12 protein-coding genes are annotated in these 15,851 nt (G+C 55.5%); 1 reads left to right on the forward strand and 11 read right to left on the reverse strand.

Annotated features, from left to right (window positions below; translation table 11 throughout):
• Nucleotides 1-67: 67 nt before the first annotated feature.
• The 4 genes from CSC3H3_RS06605 to CSC3H3_RS06620 all read right to left on the reverse strand — a co-directional run bounded on the left by CSC3H3_RS06605 (nt 68) and on the right by CSC3H3_RS06620 (nt 4,535).
• Nucleotides 68-1,066, reverse strand: coding sequence for an ABC transporter permease (locus tag CSC3H3_RS06605; RefSeq protein WP_101284344.1), 999 nt, complete (start codon nt 1,064-1,066; stop codon nt 68-70).
• Nucleotides 1,063-2,016, reverse strand: a complete 954-nt coding sequence (locus CSC3H3_RS06610) for an ABC transporter permease (RefSeq protein WP_101269587.1) — start codon at nt 2,014-2,016, stop codon at nt 1,063-1,065. The genes CSC3H3_RS06605 and CSC3H3_RS06610 overlap by 4 nt, the downstream gene beginning before the upstream one ends.
• Before the next feature lie 6 nt (nt 2,017-2,022).
• Nucleotides 2,023-3,690, reverse strand: a complete 1,668-nt coding sequence (locus CSC3H3_RS06615) for a peptide ABC transporter substrate-binding protein (protein ID WP_101284345.1) — start codon at nt 3,688-3,690, stop codon at nt 2,023-2,025.
• 152 nt (nt 3,691-3,842) lie between these two features.
• The gene (locus CSC3H3_RS06620; RefSeq protein ID WP_101269590.1) at nt 3,843-4,535 is read right to left on the reverse strand and encodes an orotate phosphoribosyltransferase; all 693 of its coding nucleotides are present in this window, start codon (nt 4,533-4,535) and stop codon (nt 3,843-3,845) included.
• 308 nt (nt 4,536-4,843) lie between these two features.
• Between CSC3H3_RS06620 and CSC3H3_RS06625 the strand changes: the two genes are divergently transcribed.
• Entirely contained in the window at nt 4,844-5,629 is a 786-nt protein-coding gene (locus CSC3H3_RS06625) for an enoyl-CoA hydratase/isomerase family protein (protein ID WP_101269643.1), read from the forward strand.
• A 21-nt stretch (nt 5,630-5,650) separates the two neighbouring features.
• Here CSC3H3_RS06625 and CSC3H3_RS06630 read toward each other — a convergent pair whose 3' ends face one another.
• From CSC3H3_RS06630 to CSC3H3_RS06665, 7 genes are all read right to left on the reverse strand, one after another.
• Nucleotides 5,651-6,727: a DinB family protein gene (locus CSC3H3_RS06630; protein ID WP_101284346.1), complete on the reverse strand. Its 1,077-nt coding sequence runs from the start codon at nt 6,725-6,727 to the stop codon at nt 5,651-5,653.
• Between the two features lie 87 nt (nt 6,728-6,814).
• The gene (locus tag CSC3H3_RS06635; RefSeq protein WP_101269594.1) at nt 6,815-8,044 is read right to left on the reverse strand and encodes a multidrug effflux MFS transporter; all 1,230 of its coding nucleotides are present in this window, start codon (nt 8,042-8,044) and stop codon (nt 6,815-6,817) included.
• A gap of 440 nt (nt 8,045-8,484) precedes the next feature.
• Complete coding sequence (locus CSC3H3_RS06640; protein WP_101284347.1) at nt 8,485-9,894, reverse strand: TRAP transporter large permease; 1,410 nt, start codon at nt 9,892-9,894, stop codon at nt 8,485-8,487.
• Nucleotides 9,895-9,918: 24 nt separating this feature from the next.
• On the reverse strand, nt 9,919-10,491 hold the full coding sequence (locus tag CSC3H3_RS06645) for a TRAP transporter small permease (RefSeq protein ID WP_101271806.1): 573 nt from the start codon (nt 10,489-10,491) through the stop codon (nt 9,919-9,921).
• A gap of 37 nt (nt 10,492-10,528) precedes the next feature.
• Nucleotides 10,529-11,524 (reverse strand): TRAP transporter substrate-binding protein, encoded by a 996-nt coding sequence (locus CSC3H3_RS06650; protein WP_101284348.1) that lies wholly within the window; start codon nt 11,522-11,524, stop codon nt 10,529-10,531.
• Nucleotides 11,525-12,081: 557 nt separating this feature from the next.
• Nucleotides 12,082-13,440 carry a sigma-54-dependent transcriptional regulator gene (locus CSC3H3_RS06660; protein ID WP_101284349.1) on the reverse strand — a complete coding sequence of 453 codons (1,359 nt, stop codon included), beginning with the start codon at nt 13,438-13,440 and terminating at the stop codon, nt 12,082-12,084.
• Nucleotides 13,437-15,671 carry a sensor histidine kinase gene (locus tag CSC3H3_RS06665; protein WP_245881310.1) on the reverse strand — a complete coding sequence of 745 codons (2,235 nt, stop codon included), beginning with the start codon at nt 15,669-15,671 and terminating at the stop codon, nt 13,437-13,439. Before CSC3H3_RS06665 ends, CSC3H3_RS06660 begins: the two co-directional genes overlap by 4 nt.
• Nucleotides 15,672-15,851: the final 180 nt, after the last annotated feature.

Below are 15,851 nucleotides of genomic sequence, written 5' to 3' on the forward strand. Positions count from 1 at the left end.
CACCGGTTGCATCGCCCCTTATCGGGGTATCGCCGCCATGACGTTGTTTATATTGATTATTCCAAACCTATTGTGCCGTTTGTGTGTCGTTCTGTCCAGTTGCAGGGGCAATATCGCTATCCGCACGCGGGTCCAGCGCATCCTGCAGGCCATCCCCCAGGAAGTTTACGGCAATCACGGTTACGAAAATCAGCAATCCCGGCCACAGTGCCAGCAACGGCGCATCCCAGATAAATTCCTGCGCATGGGTCAGCATATTGCCCCAGCTTGGCACAGGCGGTTGAATGCCAAGACCCAAAAAGCTCAGCACGCTTTCCATCAGGATGACATTGCCAACCGCCAGGGTGGTGGCAATGATAATGGGTGTGACAACATTGGGCAGGATGTGCCGCCAGATGATCCGGCCCGGCCCGGCACCCAGGGCGCGGGCGGACATCACAAATTCGCGTTCACGCAGGGCAAGGGTGGCTGCGCGCACAAGGCGGGCAACCGTCGTCCAGCCAAACAGCGCAATAATCAGAATAATGCGATACAGGCTGAAGCTTTCGCCATTGATGATTTCGCGCGGAATGCCCAGCTTGCCGGGGTCAATCGCGGCAAGCACAATTAACAGCGGCAGCAATGGCAATGAAATGATGCCATCGGTAAAGCGCATCAGAAAACCATCCAGCCACCCGCCGCGAAACCCGGCAATGATGCCAATAAAGGTGCCGATTATGGCAGCACATAAAGCAGAACTGACCCCCACCATCAACGAAACCTGCCCGCCATAAAGCAGGCGCAACAACGTGTCCCGGCCCAGTTCATCTGTGCCTAACGGGTGTTCGGCGCTGGGCGGGGCATAGCGTGAAAACAGGTCAACCGCCTGGGCATCTGTTCCCAGTAAATGCGCCACCAGGGGCGCACAGGCCGATGCAATGGCAAATAACAGCAAAATAACCAAGCTGATCCACGCCAGCTTGTGGCGCGAAAACCGGCGTGCCGCTAACCGCCACGGGCTGGATGACGTCTTTTGGGCGGCAGCCCCCTGTGCGGGTGGGGTGATTTGCGGTGTGTGATCTGTCATGACAGCTTCACCCGTGGGTCCAGCAGCTTGTAACCGATATCAGCCAGAAGATTGCCAACCAGTGTAACCAGTGTTGCCAGCATCAACCCCGCCATGGCGAGGTTATAATCCGACCCGATAACGGCATTGTAGATAAGCCGCCCCATACCGGGCCATGAAAACAGGGTTTCGGTAATCAGCGCGCCCGAAAACAGGCTGCCAAATTCAAGACCCAGCAGGGTCACAACCGGCATCATGCCATTGCGCAGCGCATGGCGGGTAACAACCCCGGTTTCCGACAGGCCCTTGGCCCGTGCGGTGCGGATAAAATCCTGGCGCATGACCTCGATCATGGAACCGCGCACAAACCGGATATGCGACCCGACACTGGCGATGGTCAGGGTTGCGACGGGCAATATCAGGTATCGCAGGCCCTGCCAGCCGCTGGCATCGTCAAGCTGGCCGGTGCCACCCGCAGGCAGCCAGTGCAGGGAAACCGCAAATACCAGAATGGCCATTAACCCCAGCCAGAAAGGCGGGATCGAAACACCGGCAAAGGCCGCCAGGTTAATGCCGTAATCGCGCAGGGAATGGGGTTTAAGGGCCGCATATATTCCGGCAGGCAGCGCAATGGCAAGTGACAGCGCCCAGCTTGCCAGCATCAGTTTCAGGCTGTTTAGCAGTGCCGGGCCAATAAGGGCGGTGACAGGCTGGCTAAACAGGCGCGAATAGCCAAAATCACCGCCAAGGGCCGCCGATAACCAGTGAAACCAGCGCAGGACAAGCGGCTGATCAAGGCCATAAAGGCCCTTAAGGCGTGCAATATCGGCCGATGTGATGGCAGGGTTGGCCGTGATCATAAGGTCAATCGGGTCGCCGGGCATCAGGCCAATCAAAAGATAGGCCCCGAATGACACCAGCACCATGACCAGTATGGTCTGCCAAAGCCGGGTAAGGATAAAGCGCCGCATGGTGGGTTATTGATCCGTCCGATACCATTCTTCCGCCCAAAGCGAGCTTGGATACATATGCCCCGTGGGGCGAATACCCTTCAGCCATTTGGGGAAAATGAAACCGTTTTCACCATGATACAGCGGCAGGGCGGGAAGGTCGGTCGCATAGATTTTCTGCAATTCATGCCACAGCGGCACACGCTTGTCGAAATCAAGCTCCAGCTCGATCTGGTCGATCAGGGCGTCAACCTTCGGGTTGTTGTAGCCGGTATAATTCTGGCCTTCAAAATGGTTTTCGGCGGTCGGGATCTGGTCGGATTTCAAAATGGTCAGCGGCAAATGTTCCGGGGCCGATATCCAGCCAAACATTGCCAGTCCGTCAAATTTGCGCTGGGGCAGGGTTTCGCCAAACAGCACGCGTGCAGGCTGGTTTAAAATATCCACATCAATGCCTGCCTGTTTCCAGCGGTTTTGCAACACCTGCTGGATCAATTGGCCGGTGCTGCTTTCAGTCGCACCATAAAGGGTGAAATGCAGGGTTTCACCCTGGGCGTTTTTGCGCATGGCATTGCCGGTGCGCGTCCAGCCCGCCTCATTTAACAGGGCATCGGCCTTTTGCGGGTCAAACTGGTAATGCGGGACATCATCGGTAAAAACCGGGTCGTCTGGATGGATGAAATCCAGTGTCGGGGCGTTTTTGCCATCAAACAGTTTCTGGCTGATTTCATCGCGGTCAATGGCATAAAGTAGGGCCTGGCGCACACGTTTGTCGCCCAGCGGGGCAAAGGCGCTGTTCACATCCAGATGATAAAAGGACAGGCCCTTTTTATAAAGGAAGTCGTATTTGTCGCCGAAACGCTTTTCAAAGGTAATAACCTTGTCCAGTGACAGGCCGATTTCGCCGGGGGTATAATCAATCTCGCCTGCGCGAAGCGATGCTTCAAGGGCGGCGGTATTTTCAAAATTGCGCAACTGGATGGACTGGATTTGCGGCTTTTTGCCCCACCAGTACGGGTTGGCTTCCAGCATGACGGCACTGGCCGTGATCACCTTTTTGACCAGATAGGGGCCAAACCACAGGCCCGGTGTATCGGGTGCCGTGACATAAAGGCTGCGTTTCTGGTAGGTCGCCGGGTCTTCGTCATAGATCGCTTTTTCAAGATGGGAAGGCAGGATTTCAACACCCATAAAGGCATTATAGGTGTAATCGATGCGATCCAGCGTAACGGTGAAATGCTGATCATCGACAATGTTGAAATCAACAATGCGGTTGAAAACTTCCTTGTTGGCGACGGCAACATTTTCGTTCTGGCCAACTTCGATGCTAAAGGCGACGTCTTTGGTCGTCAGGGCAGTGCCATCGCCCCATTTGGCATCGGCAGGGATGCTCAGGCTAAGCTGCACGCCTTCTTTGCCGTCCTTTAACGGCACCCGTTTTGCCAGCCCGTTTTCAAAGGATGGCACGGTTTCGCACATCAGGCAGGCGACTTTCCAGTCATGGTTATAAACCATGATCGGCCGGCGCACGAAGCCCAGGATATAGGATTGCACAGCCGAGGACGAAAAGGCGGGATGTAACGTTTCGGGATAGCCGCTTATACCGATTTTAAAGGTTTCAGCAGCCCTGGTGATGCCGGTTGATGATGCCAGCATCGCCCCTACCAGCAGCATTATCCCGAAAAACTTGCGCATTCATGCCTCCGTCTGGCGGGCGGACCCGCAGGATTTTCATTGTCTTTCAATGTGATTGAATTTGCGCCGCGGTGCAACGCCCGGATGCAGCCATGAAAAAAGGCCGCCCGCGCGGGACGACCTTTTTAAAAAATGTTCTGTGCCTGGCGGGCTTAGTCGTGCTTGCCACCATGGGCTTTTGACCAGCCAATCGGATCGGCCAGAAAATCGCGCACACCGGCAATGGCTTCGGGGCTGAAATATTCGCCTTCTTCGGCAACGGCCAGCACATCGTGCCAGGTGCACAGGTAATGCAGTTCGATATCGTCCTTTTTCAATTCTTCCAGCGCATTGGGGAACACGCCATAGAAAAACACGACAAAGGCATGTTTGCATTCGGCGCCAGCTTCGCGGATGGCATTGACGAAATTGACCTTCGATGCACCATCGGTTGCCAGGTCTTCGACCAGCAGGACACGCTGGTTTTCGTGAATGTCGCCTTCAATGCGGGCTTTGCGGCCAAAACCCTTGGGTTTTTTGCGCACATACTGCATCGGCAGGTCCAGTGCATCGGCCAGCCATGCGGAATAGGGGATGCCTGCGGTTTCGCCACCGGCAACAGCGTCAAAACGTTCATAGCCAGCATTGTCCGAAATCTGGCGGGCGGCCAGTTCGATGACTTTGCGGCGCGCACGCGGGAACGAAATCAGCTTGCGGCAATCGATATAGGTGGGGCTGGCCCAGCCCGATGTCAGGATATAGGCTTCTTCTGGGCGAAAATTGACCGCACCGATATCCAGCAGGATACGGGCGACAGTTTTGGCGGCATATGAACAATGCGATGCGGTTTTGGGCTGATCTGACATGGCTGCGGTTCCTCTGGCTCGGATGACGCGCCCGTCTTAGCGTTTTCTGGCTCAAAGCGCAAAGAAAAGCCGCCATCCAACTGGTCAGGATTGCCGATTTGTTGGTTTGTCCTGCGCGCGGTTTTGCCTTTGGCGGCGGGGCAATGATGTTCTGGCGTGGTGTTTTGCACATGAATGGGCGCAAAAGGCAGCGAATCACAGGCTATAATTGTAATTTATTGTATCAACCCGCCAGTCGCGGATTGGCAAAAGCGGCAATTCGCGTTATCGATGAAGGTCTTGATCCCATTGCGAAAGAGGGCAATCCCATGATGACTGATGCCGGACTGATCGCCGATATTGCCGGGGGTATTGCCACTGTCACCATCCGCCAGCCAGAGCGTAAAAATGCCCTGACCAAGCCGATGTGGGCGGAACTTTCGCGCATGATTGCCGATTTGGGCGCACGCGATGATTTGCGCTGCATCGTTATTCGGGGCGGCGACGGGGCCGGTTTTGGGGCCGGGGCCGATATTCATGAATTTGTGCGCGAACGGCGCGGGTTTAACAAGGCGCGCGATTACGGCCTTTTGCATGCCGAGGCTTTGCAAAACATTCAGTCCTGCATGCATCCGGTCATTGCGGCGATTGATGGGGTTTGTGTTGGCGCATCCCTGGTGCTGGCGGCGGCCTGTGATTTTCGCATTGCCGCGGATGATGCGCGCTTCATGATGCCGCCCATGAAACTGGGCGCGACACTGGGTTATCCCGAACTGCAAATTCTGCTCGATGTGCTGGGCCGCGCGACTTTGATGGAAGTTCTGTTTGAAGGCCAGATGTTTGATGCCAGCCGCGCCCTGCAGGTCGGGCTGGTCAGCCAGGTGGTGCCGCTTGCCGATTTTGACACTGAAATTGAAAATGTCAGCCTGCGCATTGCCCGGGGTGCGCCGATCAGCCAGCGTATGCACAAAAAAATGATCAACCGCCTGACCGAAGGTGGCACCATTTCCTCCCGCGAATTTGACGAGGCCTATCTGGCCTTTGACAGCGATGATTTCGAAGAAGGCTATTCCGCGTTCCTGGAAAAACGCAAACCGGTATTCCAGGGACGCTAGGAATAGTGCAGCCTTAGCTGATCAAAAAGGCATGCCTGGTGTTAACGGCACATCGGTAATGCCGTAATCCACGCCCATTTTGTGCAATTCACTGGTAATTTGCGACCGGTGATGGGTTTGGTGATTGAAGATTTGCATATAAAGCACCTGAAGCGGCACATCGCGTACTTTGCCGGTGACATCGGCAAGGGTGCGGATATTTTCCTGCCAGCCAGTATTTTCGGGATCGGTCAGGGTTTCCAGAAACGCATCCATTTCTTCGCGCATTTTACGCAGTTCGGCAAAATCATCGGCAATGATGATGGTCGGCGTGAAAGCCCCCGGATTACCGCCTTTAAGCAGGGTGGTAATGCGTTGATCGATATAAAGAATATGATTAAGCGTGGCATGGATGGAGCCAAAAAACATGCCGCGATCCGCGCGGCGGGCGTCATCGCCGATCTGGTCGCATAAATCAAACAGGACCCGGTTTTGCCAGCTATTATAGCGGGCCAGCTCGCGCCCGCAGGCGTTAAAATCCATCAATGGCATGTGATTGTTCCTGTTTTCAAAAGTCGGTTGGGGCATTTCCGGTGTAAAGGGCATCCCCGTCACACCGTAATCCAGACCCAATTGGTAAAGCGCGCTGGTGACCTGCGAACGATGGTGGGTCTGATGATTGAACATATGCAGAAAATAAACCTGCAAGGGAATATCGCGTGCGATTATATTGCGTCCGACCCTATCGCCCTCGACCCTATCGTGTTCGATTTGATGGAATGTTTTGCATTGCCAGTCTTTGGGGCTGTCAGGATCGGTGCATTTCAAAATGGCGGCATCGGTTTTTTCGCGCAAACAGCGCAGCGTCGCGAAATCGGGCGCGGGCAATTGTGCCGGGTCATAGGCACCGGGATTACTCCCTGCTAGCAGGGTTAAAATTCGCTGATCGACATACAGGATATGATGAAGGGTCGCATGGATGGTGCCAAAAAACAGGTCGCGTTTCGTATGCCGGGCGGCATCGTCCATTTGGGCGCACAGGCCAAAGACAATGCGATTTTGCCAGTGATTATAACGGGCCAGGACCTGGCCGCAGGCATCAAAATCCATTAATGGCATGCGTGTTCACCCCGTTACCGGTTTTGACAGGCAGGACGCCGGAACAAAAAAGAAAGGGCAGGGCCGTTTTGGTGGCCCTGCCTGCCATCAGGCGGCAATTGCGGTGTTTTCGGTGGCCTGTTTGGGTTTGGCGACCAGATGCGTCATCAGATTGGCAAAAATGCCAAAGCCCAGCATGCAGGTGGTTACCGGCCACAGACCATCTTCAAAGCTGTGCAGCCAGCCCAGGAAAACCCCGGCCAGTGCACCGCAGGAAAATTGCATGGTGCCCATAAGGGCGGTGGCCGTGCCGCCAATATGCGGGAAATACTGCATGAAGGATGCTGTCGCATTGGGGGCAGTCAGGCCAATGGCGCCCACCGAAACCATGACCAGTGGCACCACCACATAAAGCGACGGGGTAAAGAAGTTGCAGGCAACAAACAGTGAGGCCGCCGCCACCAGCTGCACCACAACGCCAATCGCAAGGATTTGATGGCATTCCATGCGTTTTAGCAGCGGGTTATTGATGCGGTTGCAAAACACGATGGTCAGCACATTCGCCCCGAACAGATACGGGAAATGCGCGGCATCGACACCGAAATAGTCGATATACATAAAGGGGGAATCGGTCAGGAAGCTGAACATCACCGCACTTGCGCCGGTATGGGCCAGCATGAAGCCAACCGCATTGCGGGTGCGCAAAACTTCCAGATAGGTCCACCATACACGCCGGGCCGGGCCAGCATAACGTGGGCGCAGTTTGGTGGTTTCGGGCAGTTTCATCCAGATGATGACCAGCATCACGCTGCCATAAATCACCAGCAACACAAAGATCGACCGCCAGCTTGAAAAGGCCAGCAGGCCAGCCCCCACCGTCGGGGCGACCAGCGGTGCAATCATCATGATGACCGCGATCAGCGCAAACATGCGCGCGGCTTCCTTGCCGTCAAACAGGTCACGGACCGACGCGCCAACAATCACCAGGGCAAAACCGCCGCCAATCGCCTGGACAAAGCGCATGATATTGAGCGCAAGCGGGCTTTGCACCGTCAGGATGATGGCGCTGGCAAAAACGTAAATGGCAAGGCCGGTCAGGGCGACGGGGCGACGGCCGACACGATCCGACATCGGGCCGCCGGTAAGCTGGCCAAGGGCAAAGCCGATCAGAAAGCAACTGATCGAAACTTCGACATCGTGAATGGGCGCGCCAAAATCCTTTGCCATGGCCGGAATGGCAGGCAGGTAGGTATCAATCGCAAAGGGTGCGATGGCCGTCAGGGCGGCCAGCAAAATGGCAAGCCGTTTGGTATTTAGCGACACAGCAGGGCTGTTCATGGGGCGGTCCGATCCCGGTTGCTCTTCACGGTGAATAACGTTTTGCGGTTAATGGTCGTGTTCGGGCGGACTGAATTTCGGGTGGTGGTGGCCATCCCCAAAATGATTTACGTCCGTCGGGTTTTTCCCGAAACGGACGCTTTGCCTGCCTGATATAGTTTGAAACGATTCAATGGTGTTTATTATCCATAAAAATCCTCGCTATTCAAACAGCCATGATTATACAGCCCCGAATGGCTGCCATGCAATTTCACAAATTAAAGCCCTTTGCCCTTAACCAGGTTCATTTTGCCAGCGGCATTTTGGGGTCCTGCAAAGATTGGGGCGTCCAGCGTGCAGTGTCCAGCGTGCGTGTGCAGTGTGCCGCGTGATAGAGCGGCAACAGAAAGGGGCGTCCTGTTGCCAGAACGCCCCTTTGATTTGATATGCGGGTTGAAACCCTAGTAATTCATCACCTTTTCCGGGCCCATCAGCAGGGTCGGAAGCCATGTGGAAATGGCGGGGATATAGGTGATGATGATCAGGAAGACCAGAAGGATCATCAGCCACGGGAAGGCTGCGCGCACCACTTTAAGCAACGGCATGCCTGTTATGCCCGATGTGACAAACAGGTTCAGCCCCACCGGCGGCGTGATCATGCCGATTTCCATATTCACCACCATGATGATGCCTAGATGGATCGGATCGATCCCCAGCTTCATCGCAATCGGGAACAGGATCGGCGCCATGATCATCAGGATGGCGGACGGTTCCATGAAGTTACCGGCAACCAGCAGGATGATATTGACGACAATCAGGAAACCCCAGGCCGGAAGGCCCCAGCCAATGATGGCTTCGGCGATGGTGTGCGGGATGCGTTCGGTCGTCAGCACATGGGCAAACAGCATGGCATTGGCAATGATGAACATCAGCATGATGGTCACTTTGCCGGCTTCAAGCAGAACGTGGCGGATGTCCTTGTCAAACGGCAACAGAACAATCGCCTTGCCCATCAGGCCCAGATTGCGTGAGGCAACCGCGCCAAAGCTGGTATTGCCACCAGCGGGCATCCAGGGCTGGTCCTTGATCGGACCCATGTCGCGGTAAAACAACACCGCAACAAGCATGGCATAGAACGAGGCAACGGCCGCGGCTTCGGTCGGGGTGAAGGCCCCACCATAAATGCCACCCATGATCAGAATGACCAGGAACAGGCCGCCCGATGCGGAAAGCAGGCTGCCGCCCCATTCGCCGAGGCTGGGTCGGTCCTGTTTGGGCAGGTTTTTAACCTTGGCGACCACAAAAATCGCCAGCATCAGCATGATGCCCACCATCAGGCCGGGAATAACCCCGCCCAGGAACATGCGGCCAACCGACACCTGGGTTGCCGCGGCATACACCACCATCACGATCGATGGCGGAATAAGAATGCCCAGCGTCCCGGCGTTACAGATCACACCGGCGGCAAAGTTTTGCGGATAGCCCGAACGGACCATGCCCCCGATCACGATGGAGCCAATGGCCACCACCGTTGCCGGGGAGGAGCCGGAGACGGCCGCAAACAGCATACAGGCCAGAACCGATGCCATTGCCAGCCCGCCGGGGAACCAGCCCACGGAATTGACGGCAAAGTTGATCAGGCGGCGGGCCACCCCACCGGTCGACAGGAAGGTGGAGGCCAGAATGAAATAGGGAATGGCGAGAAGGGTGTAATGCTCCATCCCGCTGAAAAGTTTTTCTGCCAGGGTTGCCAGGCTGTCATTGCCAAAAAGCAGGATGGTTGCCAGCGAGGACACACCCAGCGACAGGGCGATGGGGGCACCAAACGCCATTAGGGCAAAAAGCAGAACAAACAGGAATGCAATGGTCATGGGGAAGCGATTCCTCTTTGGCGCTTAGGATGCGGAACGGGATGACCCGCCCTTTGCATCGTCATTGACATCGGCCTGACCGCCAAGCTGGTCGATGGCTTCGCGGGCTTCGTCAGCCAGGGTAAAGCCGGTCTGCTTGCCGGTAATGATCCGCCAGGCAACCTGTGCAAGACGGAATGCCAGCAGCGCACCGCCCACCGGCATGATCAGATAGACCACCCAGAGCATCAGCGGGGAATCTTCGGCTTCCATTTCCAGCATGTGGTTAAAGGCGACCAGTTCCCAGCCCCCTTTGGTAATCCAGAAGCAGTAAAGCAGGCCTGCTGCAACAATGATCAGGCCGATAATGCGCTGCAGGGTTGCCGGAAACAGTTTCACCAGCGCATCAACACCAATATGACTGCCAATCTTGACCCCGTAGGACATGCCAAACAGGATCAGCCAGGCAAACAGGAACTGGGTCATTTCCAGCGCCCAGGTAATGCCGGAATTGAACACATACCGGGCAATGACATTGGCGAAGGTAAGTGTAGTCATGGCGGCAAGCAGGAGGGCTATGAAGCCCTCCTCCAGCCGGGTAACGACCGTCGAGATCATCGTGAACGGTCCCTTATCCAGAAAGATTTACAGGGAATTACTTGTTGCAGGCTGCGGCAGCGTCGATCAGGTCCTGACCGATCTGGTCGGCAAACTGGTTCCAAACCGGCTTCATTGCAGTCTGCCAGTCCTTGAACTGTGCATCAGACAGTTCAACCAGTTCGGTTTCGCCAGAATCCAGAACTTCTTTGCGCTGTTCAGCGGTCAGCTCAGCCGACAGGCCATTGCCATATTCGGTGGCTTCCTGCATGGCCTGGGTCAGACCATCGCGGATTTCCGGATCCAGACCTTCCCACCATTTGGTCGAGGTGACGACCATGTAGTCAAGCAGGCCATGGTTGGATTCGGTGATGTAATCCTGAACTTCGTAGAACTTCTGGGAATAGATGTTCGACCAGGTGTTTTCCTGACCATCGACAACACCGGTCTGCAGGGCAGAGTAGGTTTCAGCGAAAGCCATTTTCTGGGGAACGGCACCGACAGCTTCAAACTGTGCAGCCAGAACGTCCGAGCTTTGAATACGGAATTTAAGGCCTTTGGCATCTGCCGGTTCGCGCAGCGGCTTGTTGGCCGAAAGCTGTTTTAAGCCATTATGCCAGTAACCAACACCGGTCAGACCTTTGCTGGACATGGAATCAAACAGGCCTTTGCCGTTGTCGCTGTCCTGGAAGCAGGAAACGGCATCCATGTCTTTGAACAGGAACGGAAGGTCGTAAATGCCGAGCTTTTTGGTCCATTTGCCGAATTTGGCAAGTGACGGTGCGCCAAACTGGACGTCGCCACGCAGAATTGCCGGCAGAACCTTGTCGTCATCGAACAGCTGGGAGTTCGGGTAGATTTCGACTTTAACCTTGTCGCCAAGGATTTCTTCTGCACGCTTTTTGAAGTAATCGGCAGCTTTGCCCTTCGGGGTGTTCGGAGCAACAACGTGCGCAAATTTGATAACTTCCTGAGCCGAAGCATTATAAGCCATGCCGAGGCCAGCCAGCATTGCAGCGCTTGCGATCAGAATCTTTTTAGTAACCGGACGCATATATGTTCTCCCTAAAAGCTTAATGCGTTTTCCCAATAGTGCGCCATTGAATCGGCGTCATTCTATCCCGCCGTGACAGGCGCTGCCCTGAATAAGCAACTTCCGGGCCAGTTTGCTGTTTGCGCTATAACCATAAAGCATATCAGCTATTTGGCTGGATTTTGGCTCATGGTGCAATGCAGCGTAAGTTGTTATTTTTGTTATGATTCCCGCACACGGAAAAATCACAATGTGCGGATTTTCGCACAGATTTTTTTGGTGTTTGGGGACGTCTCACAACAGCATGTGGGAATTTTTTGCGAAATACCATGAAAAAACTTTGAAAATATTCGCGTCATGGTTTCGGTTATGCAGGTTGCTGATCGTTTGGGGTGGTGTTGATCCTGCATTGATCCTGGGTGCGCGGGAAACCGGCACAAAAGCGTGCTGTGTGCCGCGATGGGCCATGCTGGATGCAGGCTTTGGCGGCATATATGTGCCGAAAGCCGCATAGTGATTGATGGCTGGTGCAGGAGGCGACAGGGGAATGGCGCAGCCCCTTTGATCAGTCGCTTTGATCAGTCGTTTTCGACCCGGTTGCGGAAATCGGCTGGGGAGATGTCGTATTTCGCCAGTTTGTCGTAGAAGGTTTTGCGCGGAACACCCAGCGTTGCCACGGTTGCCGTGACATTGCCGCCATGCTTGCGCAATGCTTCGCAGATCAGGTTTTTTTCAAATGCTTCGACCTGGCGGGGCAGCGGCAGGGTTGCATCGGCGCTGCCGGCATTATCGTGGGTCAGGCTATCAAGGCCCAATACCCGGCGTTCGGCAGCGTTGCGCAGTTCGCGCACATTTCCTGGCCAGTCATAGCTTGAAAACCGTGCCAGTTCTTCGGCACTTAGGGGTTCAAAGCTGCGGCCAAAGCGGTCTTCGGCCTGTTTGAGGAAATGCTGGAACAATAGCGGGATGTCGTCTTTGCGATCACGCAGGGGCGGGATATGGAGTTGGACGACATTGAGGCGGTAATAAAGGTCTTCGCGAAATTCACCACGAGAGGCGGCTTCGCGCAGGTCAACCTTGGTGGCGGCAACCACGCGCAGATCAATGGGCTGCACGGTGTTGGAGCCAAGGCGTTCCAGTGCGCGTTCCTGCAAAACGCGCAAAAGCTTGATTTGCAGGGAAAGCGGCATGCTTTCGATTTCATCAAGAAAGACGGTGCCCTTATTGGCAAATTCAAACTTGCCGATGCGTTTGCGTTCCGCGCCGGTAAAGGCACCGGCTTCGTGGCCGAAAAGTTCGGATTCAATAAGGTTTTCGGGCACGGCGCCGCAATTGATGGCGACAAACGGCCCGGTTCGCCCGGACATGTCATGCAGGGTGCGGGCGACAACTTCTTTGCCTGCGCCGGTTTCACCATTGATCAGGACATGGGCATTGGTGTTGGCGATATTGCCAATCAGGCTGCGCAGGCGTTCCATGGCCGGGGTGCGGCCAATCAGCCCGTTGCTGGATGGCAAATGACGGGCCAGTTCGGCCTTTAGGGCGCGGTTTTCGCTTTGCAGGCGGCGGTGCGCACAGGCGCGGCGCACGATATCGACGAAATAATCGGGTGCGAACGGTTTTTCGATGAAATCAAACGCGCCACTGCGCATGGCCTTAACCGCAGTTGCCACATCCCCATGCCCGGTGACCAGAATAACCGGCATTTCCGCATCAATGGCAACGGTTTGTTCCAGCAGTTCCATGCCGGTCATTTTCGGCATGCGAATATCGGTCACCAGAATGCCCGGCCAGCCCTTGGCGATACGTTCGAGCGCCTGTTCAGGCTTTTCAAAGCATTCAACAGGGATATCTGCCAGTTCGAGAGTTTGTTGTGCGGCTTCCCGCACATCGGCATCGTCGTCGACAAACAGCACATGTTCGCAAGGGTGAGTCACTGCTTATCCTTTGGTCGCGGCACGGAAGGCGAAAGGGTGGTTGTGGCATTGCCTGTGATTTGCGTTTCATTTACCGGCCCGCCGGATGCAGGGGCATCAAGGGTATCGGTAGTGTGAAAGGCAAGATCACGGACCGGTGTTTTAGCACCGGCTTTCGCCTTCGTCGAGCCATTGCGCCCGGAATGCGCCGAACCGGATATATTGGCCGGGCGCAATTCGACGATGAAACAGGCCCCGCCATCGGGACCTGGCAGGTTTTCGGCACGGATGGTGCCGCCAAAACTGCGTAAAATGCCATAACAGATTGAAAGCCCAAGGCCCAGCCCGTCGCCAAAGGGTTTGGTGGTGAAAAACGGGTCAAAAAGCTGGCGCATGGTTTGGTCGGAAATACCAGAGCCGTTATCGCGCACGGTGACAAGGATACGGTCGCTTGCGCGGGTTATTTCCAGATCGATGCAGGCATCATCCTGGTCGCGGCTGGCATCGGCGGCGTTGGTGAGCAGATTGACAAATACCTGTTCAAGCTGGGTTTCTTCGGCGATGACATGAACCGCGCCATCGGGGCGAGGGAAATTGATAACCGCGTTGCCAATGCGCCCGGTTTCACGCACCAGATCGATTGCCTTTTGAATGGCATGGGCGACATCAACCGGGCCGCTGTCATATTCGGGGCGGCGGGCAAAGGTTTTAAGGTGGTTGGTGATGCGGCCCATGCGTTCGGTCAGCTCGGAAATGCGGGTCAGGTTGCGTTCGACCGGTTCGGTCTGGCCGCGTGAAAAAAACTGGCGGGCATTATCGGCATAGCTGCGAATGGCGGTCAGGGGCTGGTTGATTTCATGGGCGATCCCGGCGGACATCTGGCCCAGTGCGGCCAGTTTGCCCGCCTGGACCAATTCGGCCTGGGCGGTGCGCAGGGCATCTTCGGTGCGCTGGCGTTCGGTGATTTCTTCGGCCAAACGCAGGTTGGTATCCATCAGGTCGGAGGTGCGCAGTTTTACCTGATGTTCGAGTTCGCGTTGCGACCAGTCGCGAATTTCAAGCTGTTCGAGCATGGCGCGGCGGCGTTGCAGCAGGGTGAAAATCGTTCCCATGATAATGATATGGATCGCCCCGGCAATGAAGGCAGCCGCCAGAATGGACTGATCGAGAACGGTTTTGTCCGTCAGCAGGAAAATACGCCAGCCCTGACGGGGCAGGGTGCTGCCGATGGTCAGGTAACGGGTGATGGCCGGTGATGTGGGCTCAATGCTGTGTTGGGTTTCCGGTGCGGGGGCGGGGAAACCGGCGACCGAATGGCTGATATTTTCGTTGCTGTGCGCCGGGGCGGTGTTGGCTGTGCCATTGCCATTTCCGGTGCCAGCATTATCGGCAGGGCGGTCGTCATCGGGTGTGGTGTCGTGTTCGGTTGGGGTTTCGGTGGCGATGGAAGCCAGTTCAACCGTGGACATAACGCCATCACGGGGCCAGTCGCCCTTGGTAACGGGCATTGCCGTTAGGGGATATTCGCCATATTTGCGCGATTTTAAAACAGCGCTGCGCTGGCCATCGGGCAGGCCGCGCAAATCGCGGAAACGCCATTCCGGGTGCGAAGAAATAATGACGATGCCGTTTTCGTCTTCGACCAGAACACTTTCGCCCCCGCGTGCCCAGCGTTTGACGAGGGTTTCAAGGTGGGTTTTAACCACCATCACCCCGGCAATATCGCGCCCGTTGGTCAGCACCGGATGGGAAATATAATAGCCTGGCACGTTTGATGTGATGCCAAAGGCAAAATAATGCCCGGTATTGCCGCCCATGGCCTGTTTGAAATAGGGGCGGAAACTGAAATTGCGACCGACAAAGGAGGCGTTGCTGTTCCAGTTGCTAGCGGCAATCGTGTCGCCGGTATTATCCATAAAATAGATGTCGGAGGCGCCACTATCGGCAGCGAGTTTTTCCAGATAGCGGTTTACTTCGTTGGTGTCAGCCGCGGTTGGGTTATGCATACCCGCAAGGGTTAGAATGCGCCGGTCCGATGCCAGGGTAATGGGCAGATATTCGTGTTCCTTGATCGCCCCTTGCAGGTTGGAACGGTAAAGTTCCAGTTTGTTGCGGCCTTCTTCTTCGAGGGTGACCATGCGGGTTTCCCGCCAGCCCTGCATGCTGATAAAGACCGTGACCGGCAACAGCAAAATCATGCCCACCAGCACAAGGCGCGCACTGCGGCGTACGGATTGTGATGTTTTCAGCATGTTGCCAGACATTTCCCGGTTTGGTGAACACAACAGTTGCGATAGCAGTTGTTGCCAACTGGTTCCTGTATACGCCGCAATGGCGGTGATGGCGATATTTTCATCCCGCCGGTGTGCCGATGACGAATGATTGACGGAAAGAAGATTTTACAGGGCTGGTAATTGTATGCGCCTGTTTTA

Origin of the sequence: Thalassospira marina, from assembly GCF_002844375.1 — a bacterium.
GTDB lineage: Bacteria > Pseudomonadota > Alphaproteobacteria > Rhodospirillales > Thalassospiraceae > Thalassospira > Thalassospira marina.

Excerpts from the sequence above, each read along its gene's own strand:
- CSC3H3_RS06605 (WP_101284344.1), bottom strand. The coding sequence starts at position 1,066 with ATGACAGATCACACACCGCAAATCACCCCACCCGCACAGGGGGCTGCC.
- CSC3H3_RS06610 (WP_101269587.1), bottom strand. The coding sequence starts at position 2,016 with ATGCGGCGCTTTATCCTTACCCGGCTTTGGCAGACCATACTGGTCATG.
- CSC3H3_RS06615 (WP_101284345.1), bottom strand. The coding sequence starts at position 3,690 with ATGCGCAAGTTTTTCGGGATAATGCTGCTGGTAGGGGCGATGCTGGCA.
- CSC3H3_RS06620 (WP_101269590.1), bottom strand. The coding sequence starts at position 4,535 with ATGTCAGATCAGCCCAAAACCGCATCGCATTGTTCATATGCCGCCAAA.
- CSC3H3_RS06625 (WP_101269643.1), top strand. The coding sequence starts at position 4,844 with ATGATGACTGATGCCGGACTGATCGCCGATATTGCCGGGGGTATTGCC.
- CSC3H3_RS06630 (WP_101284346.1), bottom strand. The coding sequence starts at position 6,727 with ATGCCATTAATGGATTTTGATGCCTGCGGCCAGGTCCTGGCCCGTTAT.
- CSC3H3_RS06635 (WP_101269594.1), bottom strand. The coding sequence starts at position 8,044 with ATGAACAGCCCTGCTGTGTCGCTAAATACCAAACGGCTTGCCATTTTG.
- CSC3H3_RS06640 (WP_101284347.1), bottom strand. The coding sequence starts at position 9,894 with ATGACCATTGCATTCCTGTTTGTTCTGCTTTTTGCCCTAATGGCGTTT.
- CSC3H3_RS06645 (WP_101271806.1), bottom strand. The coding sequence starts at position 10,491 with ATGATCTCGACGGTCGTTACCCGGCTGGAGGAGGGCTTCATAGCCCTC.
- CSC3H3_RS06650 (WP_101284348.1), bottom strand. The coding sequence starts at position 11,524 with ATGCGTCCGGTTACTAAAAAGATTCTGATCGCAAGCGCTGCAATGCTG.
- CSC3H3_RS06665 (WP_245881310.1), bottom strand. The coding sequence starts at position 15,671 with ATGCTGAAAACATCACAATCCGTACGCCGCAGTGCGCGCCTTGTGCTG.